We start from the raw sequence: 21,579 nt of genomic DNA, 5'->3' as shown, positions 1-21,579 counted from the left end.
ATTGAACTTATCTTGACTTTTTTTATTGAAGTGAAAATTAGCTATTTTTAGCCAATTTGAAAAAGTCAAAATGAGTTAATTATAATAATTTTGTACATTAAGGACTTATTTAATCTATAATCCTATGTTTCAGAACAGAAGAAAATTTATAAAAAAGAGTTCCCAGTTGGCCATGGGAACCGGAGCGGCATTTTTATTTCCAATGGAGCTATTGGCCGCTATGCGCGGATATATAAGTCCAAACGATAAAATTGGTATAGGGCTAATAGGTTGTAACGGTATGGGCTTTAGCGATTTGACTTCCATGCTTAAAATGAGCGAAACCCAAATTGTGGCCCTGTGCGATGTGGATGATAGTGTTTTAAAAAAGAGAACGGCCGATTTGGAAAAGGCAGGAATAAAAAAGCCGAAGTTATACAAGGATTATAGAAAATTATTGGAAGATAGGGATGTAGATGTGGTCATTATTGGTACTCCGGATCATTGGCATTGTCTGCAACTTTCCGATGCGGTTAAAGCGGGCAAGGATGTGTATTGTGAAAAACCTTTGGCCAATTCCATTGAGGAATGCAACCTTATGCTAAATTCCGTTCAGGCAAGTAATAGTATGGTACAAATAGGGCAGTGGCAAAGGAGTCAGCCCCATTTTGTGGATGCTATAGAATTTGTCCATTCCGGAAAATTGGGGGAAATCCGCTTGGCGAAAGCCTGGGCCTATCAGGGTTGGATGGGGTCTATCCCTGTTTTGGACGATACTGCTGCCCCTGCCGGAGTGGATTATGGCATGTGGTTGGGTCCCGCTCCCCAAAAACCGTTCAATGCCAACAGGTTTCATTTTAATTTTAGATGGTATTGGGATTATGCCGGGGGATTAATGACAGATTGGGGCGTGCACTTAATGGATTATGCGCTATATGGAATGAAGGCCAACACTCCAAAATCGGTAATGGCCCTGGGAGGTAAGTTTGCCTATCCCAATGACGCATCGGAAACACCGGATACTTTGCAGACCGTTTATGAGTATGATGGTTTTTCCATTTTATGGGAGCACGCTACCGGCATAGATAATGGTAATTACGGACGTAATCATGGCATTTCGTTTATCGGTAATAACGGAACCCTTGTTTTGGATCGGAATGGTTGGGAGGTTATAGCCGAAAAGGATAAGATGCAAAGTATACCGTTACAAAAAAACCAAGGTAACGGACTGGATAACCATACCGTGAATTTCATAGAAGCGGTTAAATCCAGGGATGGTTCAAAATTAAAGGCACCATTAAAAGTGGGGTATGATGCAGCTTTGGTTTGCCATATGGGCAATATAGCCTTTAAAACGGGCAACAGAATCTATTGGGATAATGCTGCCGGTAAATTTTCGGATGAGGCTTCAAATGCTTTGATAAATGCCCATTACCACAACGGTTGGCAATTGCCAAATGGTTAAATGGGTTGGTGTTAGGCCAAGTTCATAAATAGCTGAGCCACCATTTATCCCTATTATTGGCTTTATATATCATATATTTTTTGCACAAAGGATACAGGGCAATTACTATTCCTATCCATACCAAATAAACGATCCATAGGGCATATCCATAAGTAGCCAGTTTTTCATTCATAAATATGTCGGCGGTCAATATCATGTCTTTCCAATTGCCGCCAAAAATTAGAATTCCGGCAATAGCTGCGACATGGATTACCAATACATGGATAAAGTAGTAGAAGAAGGGAACCCTGCCAAAAACCATAAAGAAATTGGAAATTGAATTTTTAACGTTTTCAATGGCAAATAGGAAAATGAGGGCCGGGCCTATGGTGATAAGGACGAATACCAATGAAGGCGGGTACTTGGTTACATTTAGAAAGGATAAAATTGTTTTGGTCTTAGTGTCCTGTACCATCCAAGGCACCAAATCCCCGTAGACATTTATCCATCTTAAGAGAAAGAACAGTCCCACGGCTCCCAGACCCATACCCAATAACCATTTTCGTCTTAGGGTTGCATCAAAATCAGGTAGGTACAGTTGTCCCAAACAATATCCCAGTGCCATTAAGCCTATCCAGGGGATAACAGGGTAATGAAACAATATCATTTTATCGGGTGCTACTACCAATGCTTGACTCTGGTGCAAAAGATACCAAAGTATGGAGTGGAAACTGTTCCCCTGCATTACAATGTTATCCAAAAGATTATGTCCCAAAATAATAATCGAACCAATAGCAAGAATTATTTTTTTTGGTAAATAAATAAGAAATGATAAACATATCATACTAAAGCCAATGGCCCAGATAACTTGCAGTATGGGAAAACTATAGGTTAGGTCAAAGGTCCATATTAGGTTGTTGACCACCACTTCCATAAAAATTAACCAAATCCCTCTGCTAAGCAAAAATTTGGAGAGCTGGGATTTTGTTTTGTTTCTTCCGTAAAGGAAAGCAGAAGTCCCGGCAAGAAACACAAATACTGGGGCACAATAATGGGTTATAAAGCGTGTAAAAAATAGAATTGGAGTAGTGGTTTCCAGATCGGTCGGGTCAATAAAAAAAGAGCCGTAGTTAAAATAATCCCTAACATGGTCCAATGCCATGATAACCATGACCGAACCTCTTAATATATCAATAGATTCTATTCGGGTGATCTTGGCTGGCATTGATTTTAATTTTGGTCGGTTTTCTTAAAGGTAGTTTATTATTGGATTCGATACCTTGTGCAATCAGGAATAATACCATTTACGATCAGGTCAGGGACCTATGGTTCTTATTAATGATAATACTGGATTACACCTACATACCATATAATACGGAAGATATTTCAGGTATTTACATTACTATACGATCCTGCCTGTGCGGAATAGGGTTCTATATTATTGCCCAGGTCCTTCTATTTTTTTAAAGTAACTGTAGTCTCGTCCTTTCCAATAATTATAATGTCTGCCATATCTAAAAATAGCCCTGTTTCCACAATACCCGGAATTTGTTTAAGCCTGCTTTCCAGTAAGGGGATGTTGGAAATATGTTTAATGTCGAGATCTAAAATATAGTTGCCCTCATCGGTGACAAAATTTTTACCATCCTTTATCCTTAATTTTGGCAGTAGCCCCATTTCTTGGAGCTTATTTGCAATTTTTATGGTAGCCAAAGGAATGGTTTCCACGGGTAGTTTAAAATTGCCCAGCCTTTTTACTTCTTTTTGGGAATCGGCAATGATAATGACCAGATCTGAATTATAAGTAAGTATTTTTTCTCTCAAGAGGGCGCCGCCGCCGCCTTTTATAAGCTGCATATAGGGGTCAAACTCATCGGCACCATCAATATAGATATCGATGCCATTGGTTTTATCCAATGTAGTAAGGGGTATCCCTAATTCCGTTGTCAATTTATTGGTATTTTCGGAGGAAGGTACCCCAACTATTTTTAATCCATTTTCTACTAATAGGCCCAATTCCCTCACCATGTGGGCTGCCGTGGAGCCTGTGCCCAAACCAACGGTCATTCCGCTTTTAACATATTTTACGGCCTCTTTGGCAGCAAGTTGCTTTTCTTTATCCAGATTCATCTTTTTGATAAATTGTCTATGAAAATTTTAAATACTTCATCCAGATTTTTGTTTCTACAATGGGCAGGCGTATTTGTTTTATACGCTGTTCAGTGCTCAAATACGCTCACCCAACTTAATCCTTTATCATCATCAGAACGGGCAAATGGTCCGAGATATGCATGTTATTGGGCATTCTGTCGTCAATGTGGGTATAGGAAAGAACCTCTATTTTATTTACAAAAATATAGTCTATCCTATTTTCCAAAATTCTGTCCTGTTCAAAACCGTTAAAAGTACCTATGGGTCCGTAGAACTTTTTTTTCGAAATTCCCTTGGCGTCTGTTAAGTACTTTTTTAAATATAGAATAGGTGCGGTGTCAGGGGTCAGATTAAAATCGCCCATTAGGATTACCGGAAGGTCGGTGGTGTTTATTTCCTTAATTTTTTTATAAATGAGTTCGGCAGAATTTACCCTGGCCTGCATTCCCCTGTGATCAAAATGGGTGTTAAAGACCCAAAATTGTTTTTTGGTCTTCGTATTTTCGAACAGGGCATAGGTGCAGATTCTCTCCATAGAGGCATCCCAGCCAACCGATACTGTTTCCGGGGTTTCGGATAACCAGAAGGTATTCGTTTTTACTACCTTAAAATTGGCATTGTTGTAGAAAATGGCGGAGTACTCTCCTTTTTGTTGTCCATCGTCCCGGCCCACTCCCACATAGGAATAGCCATTGAGGGTTTTGTTCAAATAATCCACCTGATGGTGGAGGCCTTCCTGAATACCTATGATATCGGCATCATAGTGTTGAATTAGCGAAGCCAAGGAAGCCTTGCGCTTATTCCAATTATTGATCGTATCGGAGGTATTGTCGTATCTTATGTTAAAACTGATAAGATTGGTAGATTGGGTATATGAGGCGTCCGGATTTACAAAGAGGGCCAAGCCTATTAGAATGGTGGTAAGTATATTTTTCATCTGTTTAAATTTAATGTTGTTCTATGGTCACATGAAAGTTTCATTTGATGAAGTGATTTACACTTTAAGTATATTTCCTTTTAAAGGATAAATATCTGAATTTTTAAATACTTACTAATCCCTTTTAGATCTATTATTTCTGCTGCGGTTGTTGGTTCTGCCGCCCCTGGGATTGGAGTGCCCAGATTTTTGTTTTTGCCTGTTATTGTGATGTTTCTTCTCTTCCAAGGGTATCTCTTCCGATCCATCATCCACATAAGGGTGGTCTGTAATCACCGGAACCTGCTGATTTATTAATTTTTGGATATCCTTAAGGTAGGGTCGCTCCTCAGCATCACAAAAGGATAGCGCGATCCCACTTGCACTTGCCCTGCCTGTTCTACCTATACGATGTACATAAGTTTCAGGAACGTTGGGCAGGTCATAATTGATAACCAAGGAAAGTTCCTCAACATCTATTCCCCTGGCAGCAATGTCGGTTGCGATAAGGACCTTTAATTCCCCGTCCTTAAAATCGCCGAGAGCTTTTTGGCGGGCATTCTGGGATTTATTGCCGTGAATGGCATCGGCCTTAATATCTGCTTTGGCCAGTTGTTTTACTATTTTATTGGCACCGTGCTTGGTACGTGAAAAAACAAGGGCGGAATCGTTGGGATCCTTTTCCAGTAGATGGATAAGGAGGTTGGGCTTGTTTTTTTTGGTAACAAAATAAACGCCCTGTTCAACTTTTTCCGCAGTGGCCTGTTGGGGTTTTATGGTAACGCGTTCAAAATCTCCCAATATTTTCTTTGAAAGCTCTACTATTGCCGGTGGCATGGTAGCGGAAAAGAAAAGGGATTGTCTATTTTCCGGTAGCTTGGCTATTATCTTTTTAATATCGTGGATAAAGCCCATGTCCAACATTTGATCGGCCTCATCCAATACGGCATATTTAATATCCCTTAAGGAGATAAAGCCCTGGTTCATAAGGTCCAATAACCTTCCTGGTGTGGCAATTAGTACATCCACCCCTTTTCTAAGGGCATCTGTTTGCCTTCCCTGTTTGATGCCACCATAAATAACGGTGTTTTTTATTCCTGTAAATCGGGAATACGAGGTAAAATTTTCTCCAATCTGTATGGCAAGCTCCCTTGTAGGGGTGATCACCAAGGTTCTAATTTTTCGTTGTTGTTGATCAGTCTCCCTGTCCATCACCAATTGTTGTATAATGGGTATGGAAAATGCCGCTGTTTTACCGGTTCCAGTTTGTGCGCAACCCAATAAATCCTTTCCTTTTAGCAATATGGGTATGGATTTTTCCTGTATAGGGGTTGGATTTGTATAGCCTTCTGCCGTCAGGGCCTTTAGGATAGGCTCTATAATACCTAATTCTTTGAATGTCATGTAGTGTGTAAAATAAGCGGCAAAGGTAGTGGATTAGTTTGGATAAACCGTTTAAATCAAAAAATAGAGCTTATAATCCAACAACAGCGGCTTCCGCACACCGTTCCCCGTCCATGGCCGCCGATACAATACCACCGGCATAACCACCACCTTCCCCGCAGGGAAACAGGCCCTTTATTTCCGGATGTTCCAAATTTTCATTTCTGGGGATGTTTACGGGGGAGGAGGTTCTTGATTCCACTCCTACCACATTGGCTTCCGAAGTGTAGTAGCCCTTCATTTTTTCTCCAAATGCCGCAAAGCCCAAACGTAACCTGCTGCCGATCAATTTTGGCAAAAGTGAATGCAAGGGAGCGGATTTCAATCCCGGCTGATAGGAAGTGGAATTAAGGTCGTTGGAAAGTTTTCCTTCCACAAAGTCGGTAAGTCGCTGTGCGGGTGCTGTTTGTGTACGCCCACCTGAGGTAAAGGCCAATCGCTCCAGATCTTTTTGATATTCCAAGCCCTTCAATGCCCCATGGTGTCCGTATTTTTGAAGATCGAGATCTGCATTTATTTCAACTACCATGCCGGAATTGGCAAATAGATTGTTTCTTTTGGAAGGAGACATACCGTTGACGACTACTTCTCCCGGGGCGGTCGCCGCAGGAACTATAAAGCCGCCCGGGCACATACAGAAGGAGTATACGCCCCTATCCTTCACTTGCTCTACCAGACTATAGGAGGCTGCAGGGAGTAATTGGTTCCGTTGCCCTTTGCAGTGGTACTGTATACTATCTATAATATGTTGGGGGTGTTCTACCCGGACCCCCATGGCAAATGATTTGGCCTGTAAGGCAATTTTTTTGCTGTTCAGGAGGTAATAGATATCCCTGGCCGAGTGGCCCGTTGCCAAAATAACCCTTTCCACTTGCATTTCGGAACCATCCTGCAGAACAATGGCCTTAATGGCGTTATTGATAATGGCAATATCCACCACCTTGGTCCGAAAATGTACTTCACCACCAAATTTCAGAATAGTTTCCCTAATGTTCTGTACTAGTTTGGGTAATTTGTTGGTACCTATGTGCGGGTGGGCATCTATGAGTATTTGCTCGGTAGCACCGTGGAATACCAAATTTTCAAAGATTCGCCTTACATCCCCTCTTTTTAAGCTTCGGGTGTACAATTTGCCATCGGAATAAGTACCTGCACCTCCTTCCCCAAAGCAATAATTGGAGTCTTCGTTTACCAAATGGTCCCTGTTAATGGCCTTTAGGTCGCGCCTACGATCTTTAACATTTTTACCCCTTTCCAGGACAATGGGCCTATATCCCAATTCAATACAGCGCAGCGCAGCATACATCCCTGCAGGTCCAAATCCTATAATATGTATTTTTTTAGCTTTGGATACGTCTTTATAACCAAAACCGTATTCTTTGGTCTTTGGAGGAGGTTCATTGAAATAAACCGAAACCTTATAATTGAAATATATGGTAGGTTTACGGGCATCTATGGATTTCCGGACTACGTCTACCTTGGAAATTTCCCCAATGGGGATACCCAAATATTCCGAAGCCTTCTTTCTAAGGATATCTTCGGCCGATTCTTCCAATAAAGTGGTCCTGAGCTGAATGTTTCTTACCATAAGTGCAAAACTACGTATTTAATTAAAGTAATTATCGATCCAAAAAATATGGGCCAGGAGTATGCTTGCTGTTTGTTCAGGGGCTATATTCCTTTTTGTAGGAAAGCGGGGTTCTATTGGTTATGGCCTTGAACTGTTTGTTGAAATTGGAAAGGGTGTGAAAGCCGCTTTCGTAGCAGGCCTGGCCAATATTCATTTTATTTTCGATCAGTAGTTTGCAGGCATAACCAATTCTAATTTCACTTAAAAATTCGGAAAATGTTTTGTTGGCATGTACCTTAAAGTATCTGCTAAAGGAGGTAGGGGTCATATTGGCCAAGGAGGCTACCGTGCCCAATTCTATTTTGTCCTTGAAATTCTTCATAACATAGGCGTGTACCATATTCATTCTTTCGGTGTCACCTTCCTTTAAGGAATTGGTATAGCCGGGACTGGCTAGTATTGTGCTTTCCGTGGTATTGGCAAGGCAGTTCAGAATTTTGAACAGCTCCAGAACACTTTCCATCCCCTCAAGGTGCAAGAGGTTGTGGATCATGGTACGTATGCTATCCGCAGTTTTTCCGGAAACATCCAGTCCCCTCAAACTTTTTTGGAACAATTGCCTTAGTTTGATCATTTCTTCCTTTTGTAAGAGGCTCTGACCAATAAAATCGTCATGAAAATAAACTACGATCCCCTCGGACCATAAAATTTCCTCAACAGCGTAGCCTTCGGTGTCGCTCCTCCACATATGGGGCAAATTGGGTCCTGTAAGGGTGATGTCCCCTTCCTTATAGTGCTTTACATGGTCTCCTATAAATCGGGTGCCACTACCTTTTAACACCATAAATAGTTGGTATTCCGGATGGAAATGCCAAATAGGGTCAAAATTGGGCTGACGCAATAATTTGGCAACAAAGGCGTGGGAGTTGGGAATGGGCGATTTTTGTAATGCGGATTTCACTTATTGTAATGGTTTTTATTTTTTGGAAATATAGTATCCGATCATGGGTCTATATTTACAGGATTGGCATTATTTATCCATAAATATATATAAAAATAATAATCAATGATATAATACAGTCAACTGTAGATAACATTGAGTATTCTTTATTCTTTATAAATAGCTATAATTGTTAAACACAAATTCAACTATATCATGAAAACCCTACAGACTAATATTGTTTGTTTGCTTATTGTAGTTACCACCTTGTTGGGTTGCGATCCTTCCGGGAAGAAAAAGAAGGACGATCAACCCAGACGTATAGAGATGTTGTTTTTGGGCCATGCCCAGGAGCACCATAATTCACGGGCATATATGCCCATTTTGGCTTCTGCCCTGACCCAAAGTGGTATAAACATCACCTATACCGAGGAAGTGGAAGACCTTAACCCAGAAAATCTTGCGCTTTATGACGGAGTAATACTATATGCCAATCACGAGAGCAGGTATCCCGAACAGGAAAAGGCCTTAATGGAATATGTGGCGGCCGGCCATGCATTTTTGCCGATTCATTGTGCCAGTTTTTGTTTTAATGAGTCCGAAGAATATGTTGAAATGGTGGGGGGACAGTTTAAGACCCATGGAACGGATACTTTCACGGCTAAAATTATTGATAAGACACACCCTATCATGCAAAAGTTTGAGGAATTTTCCACATGGGACGAAACCTATGTCCATGATAAATTGGCCAATGATATAACTGTATTGATGGAAAGGGTAGAAGGGGAGCATCATGAACCCTGGACATGGGTAAAGCAATTTGGTAAGGGCAAGGTATTCTACACGGCCTACGGCCATGATGAAAGGACCTGGAACAAGCCCGAATTTCAAAATCTGATCAAGGAAGGTATTCTTTGGGCAATAGGCGACCAGGTAAAAAAGAACTGGGAAGAATTTGCCAAAGACATCCCAACCTTGGAATACAAGGAAATGGCCAATATTCCCAATTACGAGAAAAGGGATCCGGCACCAAAATATCAATTGCCCTTAACTCCGGAAGAATCGGCAAAATTAATTCAGGTGCCTTCAGGGTTTAAGTTGGAACTGTTTGCTTCGGAACCCAACATTATTAACCCTATAGCTATGAATTGGGATGAACGTGGAAGGCTATGGGTAATAGAGACCGTAGACTATCCCAATACGGTAAGGGACGATAAAGGCTCAGGGGACGATAGGATAAAAATATGTGAAGATACCAATGGCGATGGAAAAGCGGACAAGTTTACCATATTCGCCCAAAATTTAAACATCCCGACCAGTTTTACTTTTGTTAATGGAGGGATTTTGGTTTCACAGGCTCCTTATTTCCTGTTCTTAAAGGATACGGACGGCGATGATAAGGCCGATGTTAAGGAGATGGTGATGGATGGATGGGGAGTTTTTGATACCCACGCCGGACCGTCGAACCTTCAGGGTGGTATAGACAACAATATCTATGGTGTAGTAGGTTATTCAGGCTTCAAAGGAAGTATTTCAGGGGAAGACTTCGAATTTGGTCAAGGAATTTATCGTTTCGACAGCGATTTTGGCAATTTTGAATTTTTGACCAATACCAGTAACAATACATGGGGATTGGGGATTACCGAGGACAACTCCATTTTTGCCTCCACGGCCAACAATACCCACAGTGTTTTTATGGGCATACCCAACAAAAATTTAAAGGACGTGAAGGGTATTTCCATAAAGGGAAGTACTAAGATAGATGGTCATTATGCTATGTTGCCCATTACCCAAAACATTAGACAGGTAGATGTTTTTGGAGGTTTCACGGCGGCAGCGGGACACCATTTTTACACGGCACGAACCTATCCGGAAAAATATTGGAACAAGTACGCATTTGTGTGCGAACCCACTGGAGGGGTCGTACATATTGCTAAAATTGAAAAGGAGGGCGCCGGATACATGGAAAAGGATGGGGGCAATTTAATGGCCAGTTCTGATGAATGGGTTTCCCCCGTTGAAGCCAAGGTGGGACCTGACGGGGCGGTTTGGGTGTTGGACTGGTACAATTTCATAATTCAGCACAATCCTACCCCTAATGTGGACAGAGGGGGCTATGATGCCGTAAATGGCCTGGGGAATGCCTATGAAAACCCCTTACGGGATAAATCCAAGGGACGCGTTTGGCGTATAATACCAAAAGATGTGGAAGATAACACTTCCATGACCTTGGACAAGGAAGATTCCAAAGGCTTGGTAAAGGCACTTTCCAATGACAATATGTTTTGGCGTATGACCGCACAACGTTTGTTGGTCGAGAATGGAAATACAGAGGTAGTGCCAGCCCTTATAAAATTGGTCAAGAATAGTGAAGTGGACGCACTGGGACTCGATCCAGGTGCCTTACATGCCTTATGGGCCCTGGATGGACTTGGGGTTGTTACTTCGAATTCCGAGGCAATGGAAGCAGTTAAAGCGGCCATTGGTCATCCCTCTGCCGCGGTTAGGAGAGCGGCTATACAGATATTACCTAAAAACAGTACCGTGGATGCCCTTTTGTTGGAATCCAATATTCTCCAAGATAAAGATCCGGAAGTGCAATTGGCGGCACTTAACTATTTTTCGGAAAGGGAACCCAATGAGGAAATTGGGCGAAAATTGTTCCAATTGAGTGGGGACAGACAAGTGTTGGCCGACGATTGGTTGGCAAAGGCACTCTATATAGCAGGAAGTAAACATCGTAAGGGGTTTATCACGGCCTTCCAGTCCGCCAACCCTAATTTTAAAATAGGATCTATAGAAAAAAACCAAAGGCAAGCAATAGGTCTGGATGATTCCCAATGGGAGACCATGCTCCTTCCCCAACTCATAGAAGATGCAGGATTGCAGATGGATGGTATTATATGGTTCCGAAAAAGTGTGGATGTCCCTTCCAAGGCTGCAGGAATATCGGGAACCATTTCTCTAGGACCAATAGACGATTCGGACAAGGTCTATGTGAACGGCGTTTTGGTGGGTGGTACGGAAAAGGATTATCAGGCCAATAGGGAGTACCGGATTCCATCCGGTATTTTGAAAGCTGGCAGCAATACGATAGCTGTCCGTGTTGAAGATACGGGTGGCGGAGGAGGTATTTGGGGCAATAAAGAACAGATGTTCCTTAAAACGGTTCCATACAGTGTCTCTTTGGCCGGGGATTGGAAATACGAGGTAGAATCGGACTACTCCCAAAATGTCAAAAGCGCTTTTGCGGATAAACCCTTGGCCTATCTTTTGGTAGAAACCTATATCAACGAGGTCGGATCGGTTGTGGAAAGTACCTCGGATGATCGCTCCGGTGCTGTGGTCATTACTATCAAGACCATTAAGAATGAGATGAAATATGACCTCACAGAGTTTGTTGTAGGAGCTGGAAAACCAGTTGAACTTGTATTTGAGAACACTGATTTTATGCAGCACAACCTGGTCATAACCAAAGTGGGCGAAAAGGAAAAGGTGGGTATGGCTGCCGATAAAATGGCCATGGATCCCGATGGTGCAGAGAAAAATTATGTTCCCGAAATGCCGGAAGTCCTCTTCGCAACGGCGATTATAAATCCGGAGGAAAAGGTAGTTTTAAAATTCAACGCTCCCACAGTACCTGGCGACTACCCTTTTATATGCACCTTTCCCGGACACTGGAGAATCATGCAGGGCGTTATGAAGGTGATAAAGGCAGATTAAAGGTAGGGGAGGTCTTTGAATAGATGACGTAAAAAATTGATTTATAAGTATCAATAGCAACTTAATTCCAGTAATAATTGAATAATGAAAAATAGCATAAAATACGGTGTAAGTACTTGGCTTTGGGAATCTCCCTTCAACACCGGGTCCGTAGCCCTATTTCCTAAAATTAAAGGAATGGGGTATGATTTGGTGGAAATTCCGGTGGAAGACCCGGATTTGATCGATGGGGAAGTTGTAAGGAAAGCTTTGGAGGACAATGGCTTGGGGCCTATTGTCTGCGGAGCCTTTGGACCAACAAAGGATCTTACCCATAAAGATGTCTCGATACATCAGAATTGCTTCGACTACATTGAAAAATGCTTTGAACTATGTAATCTTTGGGGTGTGGATTTTTTGGCGGGCCCCATGTATGCAGCGGTGGGCAAGGCCAGAATGCTTCCCAAAGAAGAACGCAAGCGCGAATGGGACCTTGCCGTGGGCAATATTACCAAGGCTTGTACCATGGCCCAGGGCCATGGCTTGTCCATTGCTTTGGAGCCCTTAAATCGTTTTGAGTCGGACATGATCAATACTGCTGAAGATGTAATTCGCTTTATTAAAGATGTTAATCATAGCAGTGCTAAAGTGTTACTTGATGGTTTTCATATGACCATTGAGGAAAGTAACATCGCCGAAGCCATAAAGTTGGTGGGGGATAAATTGCTTCATGTACAGGTTTCTGAAAACCATAGGGGTATTCCCGGTACCGGCCTAACCCCTTGGACCGACTTTGCAGAGGGTTTAAAAGCGATTGATTACAAAGGGGCAATCGTTATAGAAAGCTTTACCCCGGAAATTAAGGAGTTGGCCGGAGCAGTTTGTATCTGGAAAAATCTGGCAAGGAGCCAGGATGAATTTGCGGCCCAGGGAATCGAATTTTTGAAAAGGACATTTAAATAAACTATTGTGGAATGGAATTACTTATCTGGATGATTTTTTGGCAGTTAGCCCTAAGCAATAGGCAGTCATAAAATCCACATTTTGCCAACTGTAAACTGCAGCTGCCAACTGTGGTTACCAAAAGTTTACAGAAACTAATCCCGATAACTATCGGGAGCAATGAAATTATAGGCTTGCCCGACTACGTTCAGGCGGAGTTTTAACTTTATAATTAAAATAAAAAAGATGAACAGTAAGAAAGTAAATATAGCCATAGTGGGATTGGGGTTTGGAGCCGAATTTATTCCTATCTACCAAAAACATCCCAATGCCAATTTAGTGGCCATATCACAAAGGAACCCCAATAAATTGAAGGAACTGGCCGATGTGTTCAACATTGAAAAAAGATATACTTCCTATGACGACCTGCTTCTGGACCCTGAAATAGACGCAGTACATATCAACACCCCTATTCCCGATCATGGTATCCAATCCATAAAAGCCCTAAAAGCGGGGAAGCATGTTGCCTGTACCGTACCCATGGCAACTACGGTGGAGGAATGTGAGGAAATTGTGCGATTAACACAGGAAACCGGCCTCACCTATATGATGATGGAAACGGTGGTGTATGCCAGGGAATTTTTATATATGAAGGAGTTGTACGAAAATGGCGAGCTGGGCAAGGTACAGTTCTTAAAAGCGAGCCATCAACAGGATATGGACGGTTGGCCCAATTATTGGCCGGGATTGCCTCCCATGCATTATGCAACGCATTGTGCAGGTCCCGTTTTGGGCCTTTTAAGGGGCGAAGCCGAATACGTATCCTGTTTTGGGTCTGGAACTATACGTGAAGAGCTGATTCTGCATTACAACTCACCATATGCAGTAGAGACTACGCATATTAAATTTCGTAATTCGGACCTAAGTGCCCAAGTGTATCGTTCATTGTTCGATGTGGCAAGACAATACAGGGAGAGTTTTGAGGTGTACGGCTCCAAGAAATCCGTGGAATGGCCCTTGATCGAGGGGAAACCATTGGTAGTGCATACGGCAAAGAAACCCGAGCCGGAGATTCCGCAGGAAGTGGAAAGCCCCGATTTTGCAAAATTGTTACCGAAAGAAATTCAGCATTTTACCACCCAAGGGGTGTACGACTCCGAAGAGCACCAGCACCTATCTTTTACACAGGGAGCCGGACATGGAGGTTCGCATCCACATTTGGTGCACGAATTTGTAAATGCACTGGTTCAAAACAAATCCCCATACCCCAATGCCAAACAGTCCGCCAATATTACCTGCGTAGGGATTCTGGCACATGAGTCGGCACTAAGGGGCGGGGAGATAATTAAGTTGCCCGAGTTTACTTTTATGGATAAATAGTTTGTTTATAGTTTTTTATGTTATAAAATATAAAGTAATATTTTAAGTTTTTTAAAAAAAGTTCAGACAAGTATTTTTGACAGGTAATTATGTTTTGTGTTAATTTTTTCTTCAATAAAAGCGTTATTTATTTAAAATAATTTTTAAATTTACCATTCATAAGTAAGACTTAAAAAATAAGTTATTTGGTAAAAAGCCTATTTTTTAACTTTATAAAAGAGGACGTAGGGGTGCGTCCTCTTTTTTATTTTTAGTATGGACCTACTCCTTCTTTGTACCTGAAATTAAAATTTCAAGACCAGTATCAATTTGCAATTTCATGTTTTTGTTGTCGGCCTCTTCCGTTGTCGGTTAATTTGTGGAAAGTTCCATTCTGTGGGAATGGAGCTTCTGTATCAGGGGTAAATACCCTTAACGCAAAAATGAAAATTTACGGTTTGGGTTAATTTTTTTTCAAAAAAGTGCGATTCGTAGGGGAATAAATGTTAAATTTATTATTCATAAGTTAAGACTTGAAAAATATGTTTTGTAAAGAAACTGTTTTTTAAAACTTCAAAAGAGGACGTAGGGGTGCGTCCTCTTTTATTTTTACGGTTGTACCATCCCCGGTTCATCCCATGAAATCTACACTTCGGTAGATCCAATTTTTCCACCTTTTTTATTTAGATCACATTTGGCCAATGAAATTTTTAAGTAATTGGGCTATGTATAAAGTAGTATTGATAATTCTGGCAATGGTAGTCAATGAATTGGCTGCAGGATATGATGAAAGTAAATTAGTTGATGACTGTCTTTTTATTTGTGAAAATCAATTAAATGCAGAATGTAAAGTTGCTTCAGAAATGTTTGTTGAGACCTATTGGTATAGGGAAGATTGGGCTTCTTGCCTTCCAGTATACCTTGAGCCGCAATAGAATCTTTTTGTTAACTTTAAGCCAAAAGAATTCCATTTTTTTAAATAATGGAAAGAGGAATTTCGGAGATTGCGCAATAATTGCAAATAGGGCGGAATGATAAGATTTATTAAACACTTAGGCAGTGCAGTACTTATAGGTACCTTGATATACTTCATATTTCTTGCAGTTTTTTTGTTTATGGGCAATTTTGACGGGGGGTTCAGTTATAGGCGTGCCTTGCAGGAGTATTATGGCAATATGATTTTCGCTGTAATTCTATACCTGGTCAACGCTTATTGGATACAATACCTGTTCAATAAATACGGGCAACAGTTCTACACCTTAAAACGATTATTCATCGGTGTTTCAGGTAATATTGTGCTCTCTTTGGGAGGGATATTTGTCTCCCGTTTAATTCTAAGGGTAGGGATTCAAAAAATGCCTTTCCCGGTTTTTCTGACTACGGAGAAATTGGAGCATTACAAAGTATCGTTGTTACTGGCTATTTTTATATCTACCATATTTTATTTGGCCTGGTACTTCAAGTACAGACAGGAGAACAGGGTAAAGGAGCAGAAAATAATTGCAGGCACCGCCTCTGCCAAGTTCGATGCCCTTAAGAATCAATTGGATCCGCATTTCCTTTTTAACAGTTTAAACGTGCTCACCAGTTTAATTGAAGAGGATCCGCAACAAGCACAAAAATTCACCACCTCCCTTTCCAAAGTATATCGTTATGTCTTGGAACAGAAGAACAAAGACCTAGTGGCCGTGGATGAAGAACTTGCCTTTGCGGAAACCTATGTCAGATTATTGAAAATGCGATTTGAGGATAGTATAGTTTTTGATATTCCGGAAAAATGTACCAATGCCGAAGCAAAAATAGTCCCCTTGTCCCTACAGCTACTACTGGAAAACGCGGTCAAGCACAATGTAGTAACGGCTGTAAGGCCCTTGAGGATAAGAGTGTATGAGGAGGGCGGTATGCTTTGTGTATCGAATAACCTACAGGAAAAGCAGGTTGTTAGGAAAAGTAGTGGAGTCGGACTCAGGAATATTCGGGAACGTTATCAAATGTTGTCCAATAGAGAGGTTCAGATCAGAAAATCTGCTTCGGACTTTAGGGTCAAGCTCCCGATACTTTTGGAAAGAATAGGTGTTAGGCAAACACATGGGACATTTTTGGAGGAAAAACGCTATCAAAAAGCCAAAGAGCAGGTAGAGGCAATAAAGGGGTTTTACGGCAATCTTATTTCCTATTGTGTAGTAGTGCCCATCTTGGCTATAGTTAATTATAATACCGGTAGTTTTCCTTGGGTGCTCTTTCCTGCAGTTGGATGGGGTTTTGGTGTGGCTGTCCATGGAATGGAAGTTTTTGGCTATAACCCGTTCTTAGGGAAAAATTGGGAAGAAAGAAAAATTCAAAAATATATGGAGGATGAAAGTTTTTAGTATTACGGTCCATCCTAGGAAGTCGACACTTCATACGTTTCCTTTTGAAAAAGAATGGTTGGGTTGCGAATTTTGAATTAAATCTAAATCATGGAAAATATAGATAGGGAAAACAAGTATTTCAGGGCCAAAGAAAGGGTTGCTGCCATTAAGAAATTCTATATGGGTTTAATGTCCTATTTTGTTTTTATAGGGTTTCTGGCAGCCCTTAATTACTGGACCGATCAATGGAGGTACCCTTGGTTCCTTTGGGCGGCCTTTGGTTGGGGTATAGGTTTGGTGTTTCATGCAATAAAAGTTTTTGGCCTCAGCCCCTTTTTTGGAAAAAATTGGGAAGAGCGGAAAATTAAGGAATATATGGAGGAAGATGAGCCAAGGAATAGATGGAAATAATGGGTTTTGAAAAGCTGAAAAAACGGGAACGTGCCAAAAAAAAGGTGGCGGATTTATAAGGATTTTATGTTCATCTTGTAGTATATCTGGCCGTTAATGTATTTATAACCGCAGCTAAAATCATAAGGAACTTGGGCCATGGGGAATCCTTTATGGAGGCATTTCGGGACTTTTACAGTGTGGCTATTTTGGGGTATTGGGTTGTTGTTTCATGGCTTAAAGGTATTTTCTTATAATCCATTTTTCAATAAGGACTGGGAAGAAAAACACATCCGAAAGTATATGGAGGAAGAAAAACGGGAAGTTGAAAAATACAAATAATGGGAATGGAAAAAGATAATTTGGAAAAGTACATCAAGGCAAAAAAACGAGTGGATAATCTTAAAAATTATTACGCGCATATTGTAATGTATCTGATTGCAAATGCCCTTCTTTTTGTTTTTAAAGGGAGGATCTCTAATTTTTTTACGGACAATGGGGTTGAGGACCAGGGTTTCTTAAATTGGATGGGGTGGAACATGATCCTTATTCCGGTTATTTGGGGGGCAATCCTATTGGTGGCCGGAGTTTATTTATTGAAATTAAAACCTGGATTTTTTAATAAGTGGGAGGAAGGGCAAATGCGGAAATATATGGACGAATGAGAGGATAGCGCCGTAGCAATCAATTAAAAACCAATTAACCAATTAGAATGAATGCAATCATTATCGAGGATGAAAAACCGGCCGCCAGAAGATTGGGGCGATTATTGATCAATTTAAAGGTAGGGGTATCCGCTATGCTCTATTCTGTAGAGGAGTCCATTCTGTGGTTTCGGGAAAACAAACATCCCGATTTAATTTTTTTGGATATTCAGCTTTCGGACGGATTATCGTTTGAGATTTTTGAGGCCGTTGATATTCAAAGTTCAGTGATTTTTACTACGGCATATGATGAATATGCCTTGCAGGCATTTAAGTTGAACAGTATCGACTATTTGCTGAAACCTATAGATGATAAAGAGTTGGAAACCGCCGTAAAAAAGTACTTAAATTTTAGACCTGAAAAACAGGAGATGTCCCTCGATTTTGAGGATATAAAAAAGTTATTGGTAAACCCCTTGGAAAGGGATTATAAAAAAAGGTTTACGGTGAGGGTAGGGCAACATTTAAAAATTATCAATGCAGAGGATATAGAATGTTTTTACAGTGAGAACAAAGGCACCTATGTCTCCACAATCGATGGGAGAAATTATCTGCTGGACCATACTTTGGAGAACTTGGAATCGGAACTTCATCCAAACACCTTTTTCAGGGTGAGCAGAAAATTCTATGTGAACATAAATCATATAAAAGACATTGTGTCCTATACCAATTCTAGGCTGGAAATCAAATTGAACCGCTTTAATGAACAGGGGATTGTAGTAAGTAGGGAAAGGGTAAAAGACTTTAAGTTATGGTTAGAGTAAATGATTATATTTAATTGATTTTTAATTATATAAATGTAAAAAATAGTATATATAGATTTTTCTTATAGTAGTGTTTTTGAACAATTTTAGGCTATTCTTCAAACCTGTTATCGTCAAAAGAAGAAGGGAGTAATTTAGGAATCAATTTGATGAATATCGGCAGCAAAACGGCCCCTCCAGGAAGTATAAAAATCGCCAAGGAGGGGATGCTTTTGAATATATCGATTAGATATTTCTGTACCTTTTTCTTTTCTTCCGGACTAAGATCGTTCACCGTGGATTTGGATAAAAGGGAGACGAGTTCCTTGCTTTCCGAAAGTTCTTTTTGAAGCCGTTTGCTGTTCCTTAGGATGAGTTTGTTTACAATTTTGGACATGCTATCGTAAAATTGAACGGCCAGATTGTGGTCTTTTAGATGGGGAATTTTGTCGGTATTCAATTGAAAAAATCCCTTAACATCCATAAGCGATTTTACGATGTCATTTTGGATAAAACCAAGGTCTTTTCCCAAGCCAAAAATGAAATCGGATTCGTTGTAATCCAACGACTGGTCTTCCCACACCGTTAAGCATGCAACATCCAGGAAATACCTATTTTCAGAAGCAGAATATTTGTTGACCAATAGATCTCTATAGGAGCCGTCAAAATCCTGTTTGGCACTTTCAATAAAGGTCAGTGAAGAGGCAAATAGTTGGGCCAGTTTTTCATCACTTTTGTTTTTCTCTTTTGAATTTAAGGTATGATAGGTTATGTTTATGGTGATATGTTCCAGACGTTGGGCGTATTCCTTTATGGAGGTTTCCCTTTCAAGAAATCTTTTATAGCTTAGGACATCAATAAAAAGTAGCGAATTGGTTATAATGTTGTTGAAGGTTTTACTGATAACATTATCCTCGAGATATATTCTGGAATTTAAGAGGTTTTCTAGTTTGGAAGACGTTTTCTTTCCTATCAGGAATTTATTCAAAAAGGAAATCCTATTAATTCCCAGGTCTTTATAAAATATAAAAATAGACCCTAGGAAGGCTTCAAAATTGGGCTCCTTGTTTTTAAGGGTATAGGTAAAATAGAGCGCAGTTATTAGGTTGATCTTCGCTTTTTCATCCTCTGACAAAGGAATCTCTTTTATGATGAAAGGAGGAATGTCCAGATTGATCCCATAAACAAAACCTGTACTTTTTAGAAGGGCGTATAAATCTTCAAAGGAACCAAAATAATCATTTTTATCCTTTACTATATACCCAAATTTATTTATCCAACCAGAGGCTGAAGGATTCATAGGTCCAAATATTAACGGGTAAAATTAAGTTAAAATATGGGACAACATTCTTATTGGTGCTTTTTTTGCACTTTAGAATATTAACACAATATTAATATTTAAATTCAAACCCATACAATTCATCTTCCGTAAGTAAGTAGGTAAGGATGTTTTTAATCTAAAAACACCATAATTATTGTGGTACGGAAGCCAAACGCCCTGATGGGTATTCCAACAAGCCTTGATACGTTTAAACTAAGGGTTTATAAAGCTTAGGTTATCACAAACAGTAAACAATATGGTTTAAACTTTTAACTATGAAATATATCTATCTGTTAATAATACCGCTCTTAACGCTATCCTGTTCCCAGAATTCACCGGAGCAAATTACAAACAAACGCGACTATGATATATACCTAAGCACCCTGAGAACCAAGAAAACATCCAAATATTTTGAGCAATGGAACTCCATGATCAAACCGGACAGTATGCAGCTTATGAGTTTTGGGATCGTTGCAGGGGAGTATAGCAGGTTTTTTCAAGAGACCGGGGATATAGCCCAGCTAAAAATGGCCGAAAAAGCCCTAAAAAGGGCGGTTGAGATCACTGGAACAGAAAAATCCGGGTATTACAGGGCGTTGGCCCGCAATTATATTTTGCAGCACCGTTTCAGAGAGGCGTTGGATCTGGTCAATTCGTCCAGAAATATGGGAAGCTCGGAGGGGGAGTCGCAGAAGTTACTTTTTGATATCCATATGGAATTGGGCAATTATCCAAAGGCACAACAATATTTGGATAGTTTAAGGAACATGTCCGATTTTGATTATTTGATTCGATCGGCAAAATGGAACGATCACAAAGGTGATTTGAAAGCAGCCGTTCATTTCATGGAAAAGGCAAAGGAAAATGCCGAGGCCTCCAAGAATTCTTCCCAGATGTTATGGTCCTATACCCATTTGGCGGACTACTACGGTCATGCAGGAAGAATAGAGGATTCGTATGATCATTTTCTAAAATCGCTGCGGATGGACCCCCATAATGCCCATGCCAAAAAAGGAATTGCATGGATTGTATTTTCACATGAAAAAAACCCGAAGGAAGCATTGCGCATTTTGGATTCCATTACCAAAGATTATATGTCTCCGGATTATTTCCTGTTAAAGGCCCAGATAGCCGACTACATGGGGGATACCTTTGGGTTGGCCAATAATTTGGACAGCTATGCCCTGGCCGTGGAGCACCCAGATTATGGTGCTATGTACAATGTTTATAATGCAATCATGTATTTGGAATGGACGGAACAGTATCATAAGGCCTTAAAGGTAGCGGAAATTGAAGTGGGCAATAGGCCTACCCCGGAATCCTATGATTTACTGGCCTATAGTTATTTTAAATTAGGGGAGAAGGATAAGGCCCTGGAAATCGTTAGGCGGCATATTGAGGGTAAAACCTATGAACCTGCAATACTTTACCGTACAGCGGAGATTTATAAGGCCACTGGAGCGTATTCCAAGGTAGCGGAATTAAAGCAGGAGTTATTGGGGGCGATCTATGAACTTGGGCCTACCAAGGAAAATAAAATTTTGAATCTTTAATTCAAGAAACCCCATGGAAAGGAACACATTATTGGTGAGGTCAATTATTGGTATTGCGTATTGAGTGGTTT

General features: G+C 40.6%; 18 protein-coding genes. 11 read left to right on the top strand and 7 right to left on the bottom strand.

Going from position 1 to position 21,579, the window contains the following annotated elements; translation table 11 throughout:
• The first annotated feature begins 124 nt into the window (after positions 1 to 124).
• Complete coding sequence (locus tag D0S24_RS19200) at positions 125 to 1,444, top strand: Gfo/Idh/MocA family protein (protein ID WP_117021454.1); 1,320 nt, start codon at positions 125 to 127, stop codon at positions 1,442 to 1,444.
• A 22-nt stretch (positions 1,445 to 1,466) separates the two neighbouring features.
• Here D0S24_RS19200 and D0S24_RS19195 read toward each other — a convergent pair whose 3' ends face one another.
• From D0S24_RS19195 to D0S24_RS19165, 6 genes are all read right to left on the bottom strand, one after another.
• Positions 1,467 to 2,648, bottom strand: a complete 1,182-nt coding sequence (locus tag D0S24_RS19195; protein WP_117021453.1) for a DUF1624 domain-containing protein — start codon at positions 2,646 to 2,648, stop codon at positions 1,467 to 1,469.
• Positions 2,649 to 2,878: 230 nt separating this feature from the next.
• A complete protein-coding gene (gene rpiA / locus D0S24_RS19185) occupies positions 2,879 to 3,553 on the bottom strand; it encodes a ribose-5-phosphate isomerase RpiA (protein WP_117021451.1) in 675 nt (224 codons plus the stop codon).
• A 115-nt stretch (positions 3,554 to 3,668) separates the two neighbouring features.
• Positions 3,669 to 4,511 carry an endonuclease/exonuclease/phosphatase family protein gene (locus D0S24_RS19180; RefSeq protein ID WP_117021450.1) on the bottom strand — a complete coding sequence of 281 codons (843 nt, stop codon included), beginning with the start codon at positions 4,509 to 4,511 and terminating at the stop codon, positions 3,669 to 3,671.
• Between the two features lie 114 nt (positions 4,512 to 4,625).
• Positions 4,626 to 5,894 carry a DEAD/DEAH box helicase gene (locus D0S24_RS19175; RefSeq protein ID WP_117021449.1) on the bottom strand — a complete coding sequence of 423 codons (1,269 nt, stop codon included), beginning with the start codon at positions 5,892 to 5,894 and terminating at the stop codon, positions 4,626 to 4,628.
• A gap of 70 nt (positions 5,895 to 5,964) precedes the next feature.
• A complete protein-coding gene (locus D0S24_RS19170; RefSeq protein WP_117021448.1) occupies positions 5,965 to 7,521 on the bottom strand; it encodes an NAD(P)/FAD-dependent oxidoreductase in 1,557 nt (518 codons plus the stop codon).
• Positions 7,522 to 7,597: 76 nt separating this feature from the next.
• Entirely contained in the window at positions 7,598 to 8,464 is an 867-nt protein-coding gene (locus tag D0S24_RS19165) for an AraC family transcriptional regulator (RefSeq protein WP_117021447.1), read from the bottom strand.
• Between the two features lie 195 nt (positions 8,465 to 8,659).
• On the opposite strand from D0S24_RS19165, the gene D0S24_RS19160 reads away from it, so the two are divergent.
• The 9 genes from D0S24_RS19160 to D0S24_RS19120 all read left to right on the top strand — a co-directional run bounded on the left by D0S24_RS19160 (position 8,660) and on the right by D0S24_RS19120 (position 18,655).
• Positions 8,660 to 12,166 carry a PVC-type heme-binding CxxCH protein gene (locus tag D0S24_RS19160; RefSeq protein ID WP_117021446.1) on the top strand — a complete coding sequence of 1,169 codons (3,507 nt, stop codon included), beginning with the start codon at positions 8,660 to 8,662 and terminating at the stop codon, positions 12,164 to 12,166.
• An 84-nt stretch (positions 12,167 to 12,250) separates the two neighbouring features.
• Entirely contained in the window at positions 12,251 to 13,108 is an 858-nt protein-coding gene (locus D0S24_RS19155; protein ID WP_117021445.1) for a sugar phosphate isomerase/epimerase, read from the top strand.
• Positions 13,109 to 13,333: 225 nt separating this feature from the next.
• Positions 13,334 to 14,467: a Gfo/Idh/MocA family protein gene (locus D0S24_RS19150; protein ID WP_117021444.1), complete on the top strand. Its 1,134-nt coding sequence runs from the start codon at positions 13,334 to 13,336 to the stop codon at positions 14,465 to 14,467.
• Positions 14,468 to 15,171: 704 nt separating this feature from the next.
• Complete coding sequence (locus tag D0S24_RS19145; protein WP_147321482.1) at positions 15,172 to 15,381, top strand: hypothetical protein; 210 nt, start codon at positions 15,172 to 15,174, stop codon at positions 15,379 to 15,381.
• A gap of 96 nt (positions 15,382 to 15,477) precedes the next feature.
• Complete coding sequence (locus D0S24_RS19140; protein ID WP_117021442.1) at positions 15,478 to 16,815, top strand: 2TM domain-containing protein; 1,338 nt, start codon at positions 15,478 to 15,480, stop codon at positions 16,813 to 16,815.
• Between the two features lie 90 nt (positions 16,816 to 16,905).
• Positions 16,906 to 17,208, top strand: a complete 303-nt coding sequence (locus D0S24_RS19135) for a 2TM domain-containing protein (RefSeq protein WP_117021441.1) — start codon at positions 16,906 to 16,908, stop codon at positions 17,206 to 17,208.
• A 138-nt stretch (positions 17,209 to 17,346) separates the two neighbouring features.
• Positions 17,347 to 17,529, top strand: coding sequence for a 2TM domain-containing protein (locus tag D0S24_RS21395; protein ID WP_251795844.1), 183 nt, complete (start codon positions 17,347 to 17,349; stop codon positions 17,527 to 17,529).
• 5 nt (positions 17,530 to 17,534) lie between these two features.
• A complete protein-coding gene (locus D0S24_RS19125) occupies positions 17,535 to 17,852 on the top strand; it encodes a 2TM domain-containing protein (RefSeq protein WP_181938142.1) in 318 nt (105 codons plus the stop codon).
• Between the two features lie 47 nt (positions 17,853 to 17,899).
• Entirely contained in the window at positions 17,900 to 18,655 is a 756-nt protein-coding gene (locus tag D0S24_RS19120) for a LytTR family DNA-binding domain-containing protein (protein WP_117021439.1), read from the top strand.
• A gap of 91 nt (positions 18,656 to 18,746) precedes the next feature.
• Here D0S24_RS19120 and D0S24_RS19115 read toward each other — a convergent pair whose 3' ends face one another.
• Positions 18,747 to 19,934: an LETM1-related biofilm-associated protein gene (locus D0S24_RS19115; RefSeq protein WP_117021438.1), complete on the bottom strand. Its 1,188-nt coding sequence runs from the start codon at positions 19,932 to 19,934 to the stop codon at positions 18,747 to 18,749.
• 296 nt (positions 19,935 to 20,230) lie between these two features.
• Between D0S24_RS19115 and D0S24_RS19110 the strand changes: the two genes are divergently transcribed.
• Entirely contained in the window at positions 20,231 to 21,508 is a 1,278-nt protein-coding gene (locus D0S24_RS19110; RefSeq protein ID WP_117021437.1) for a tetratricopeptide repeat protein, read from the top strand.
• Positions 21,509 to 21,579 lie beyond the last annotated feature (71 nt).

The sequence above is a fragment of the Arenibacter sp. P308M17 genome (assembly GCF_003426735.1).
In the GTDB taxonomy this organism is placed as follows: domain Bacteria; phylum Bacteroidota; class Bacteroidia; order Flavobacteriales; family Flavobacteriaceae; genus Arenibacter.
Note: the sequence above shows the minus strand (reverse complement) of the source record. Positions and strands in the feature narration are given on the sequence as shown.

Coding starts and splice junctions, on each gene's coding strand:
- D0S24_RS19200 (WP_117021454.1), top strand. CDS start 125: ATGTTTCAGAACAGAAGAAAATTTATAAAAAAGAGTTCCCAGTTGGCC.
- D0S24_RS19195 (WP_117021453.1), bottom strand. CDS start 2,648: ATGCCAGCCAAGATCACCCGAATAGAATCTATTGATATATTAAGAGGT.
- rpiA (WP_117021451.1), bottom strand. CDS start 3,553: ATGAATCTGGATAAAGAAAAGCAACTTGCTGCCAAAGAGGCCGTAAAA.
- D0S24_RS19180 (WP_117021450.1), bottom strand. CDS start 4,511: ATGAAAAATATACTTACCACCATTCTAATAGGCTTGGCCCTCTTTGTA.
- D0S24_RS19175 (WP_117021449.1), bottom strand. CDS start 5,894: ATGACATTCAAAGAATTAGGTATTATAGAGCCTATCCTAAAGGCCCTG.
- D0S24_RS19170 (WP_117021448.1), bottom strand. CDS start 7,521: ATGGTAAGAAACATTCAGCTCAGGACCACTTTATTGGAAGAATCGGCC.
- D0S24_RS19160 (WP_117021446.1), top strand. CDS start 8,660: ATGAAAACCCTACAGACTAATATTGTTTGTTTGCTTATTGTAGTTACC.
- D0S24_RS19155 (WP_117021445.1), top strand. CDS start 12,251: ATGAAAAATAGCATAAAATACGGTGTAAGTACTTGGCTTTGGGAATCT.
- D0S24_RS19150 (WP_117021444.1), top strand. CDS start 13,334: ATGAACAGTAAGAAAGTAAATATAGCCATAGTGGGATTGGGGTTTGGA.
- D0S24_RS19145 (WP_147321482.1), top strand. CDS start 15,172: ATGTATAAAGTAGTATTGATAATTCTGGCAATGGTAGTCAATGAATTG.
- D0S24_RS19140 (WP_117021442.1), top strand. CDS start 15,478: ATGATAAGATTTATTAAACACTTAGGCAGTGCAGTACTTATAGGTACC.
- D0S24_RS19135 (WP_117021441.1), top strand. CDS start 16,906: ATGGAAAATATAGATAGGGAAAACAAGTATTTCAGGGCCAAAGAAAGG.
- D0S24_RS21395 (WP_251795844.1), top strand. CDS start 17,347: ATGGGGAATCCTTTATGGAGGCATTTCGGGACTTTTACAGTGTGGCTA.
- D0S24_RS19125 (WP_181938142.1), top strand. CDS start 17,535: ATGGAAAAAGATAATTTGGAAAAGTACATCAAGGCAAAAAAACGAGTG.
- D0S24_RS19120 (WP_117021439.1), top strand. CDS start 17,900: ATGAATGCAATCATTATCGAGGATGAAAAACCGGCCGCCAGAAGATTG.
- D0S24_RS19115 (WP_117021438.1), bottom strand. CDS start 19,934: ATGAATCCTTCAGCCTCTGGTTGGATAAATAAATTTGGGTATATAGTA.
- D0S24_RS19110 (WP_117021437.1), top strand. CDS start 20,231: ATGAAATATATCTATCTGTTAATAATACCGCTCTTAACGCTATCCTGT.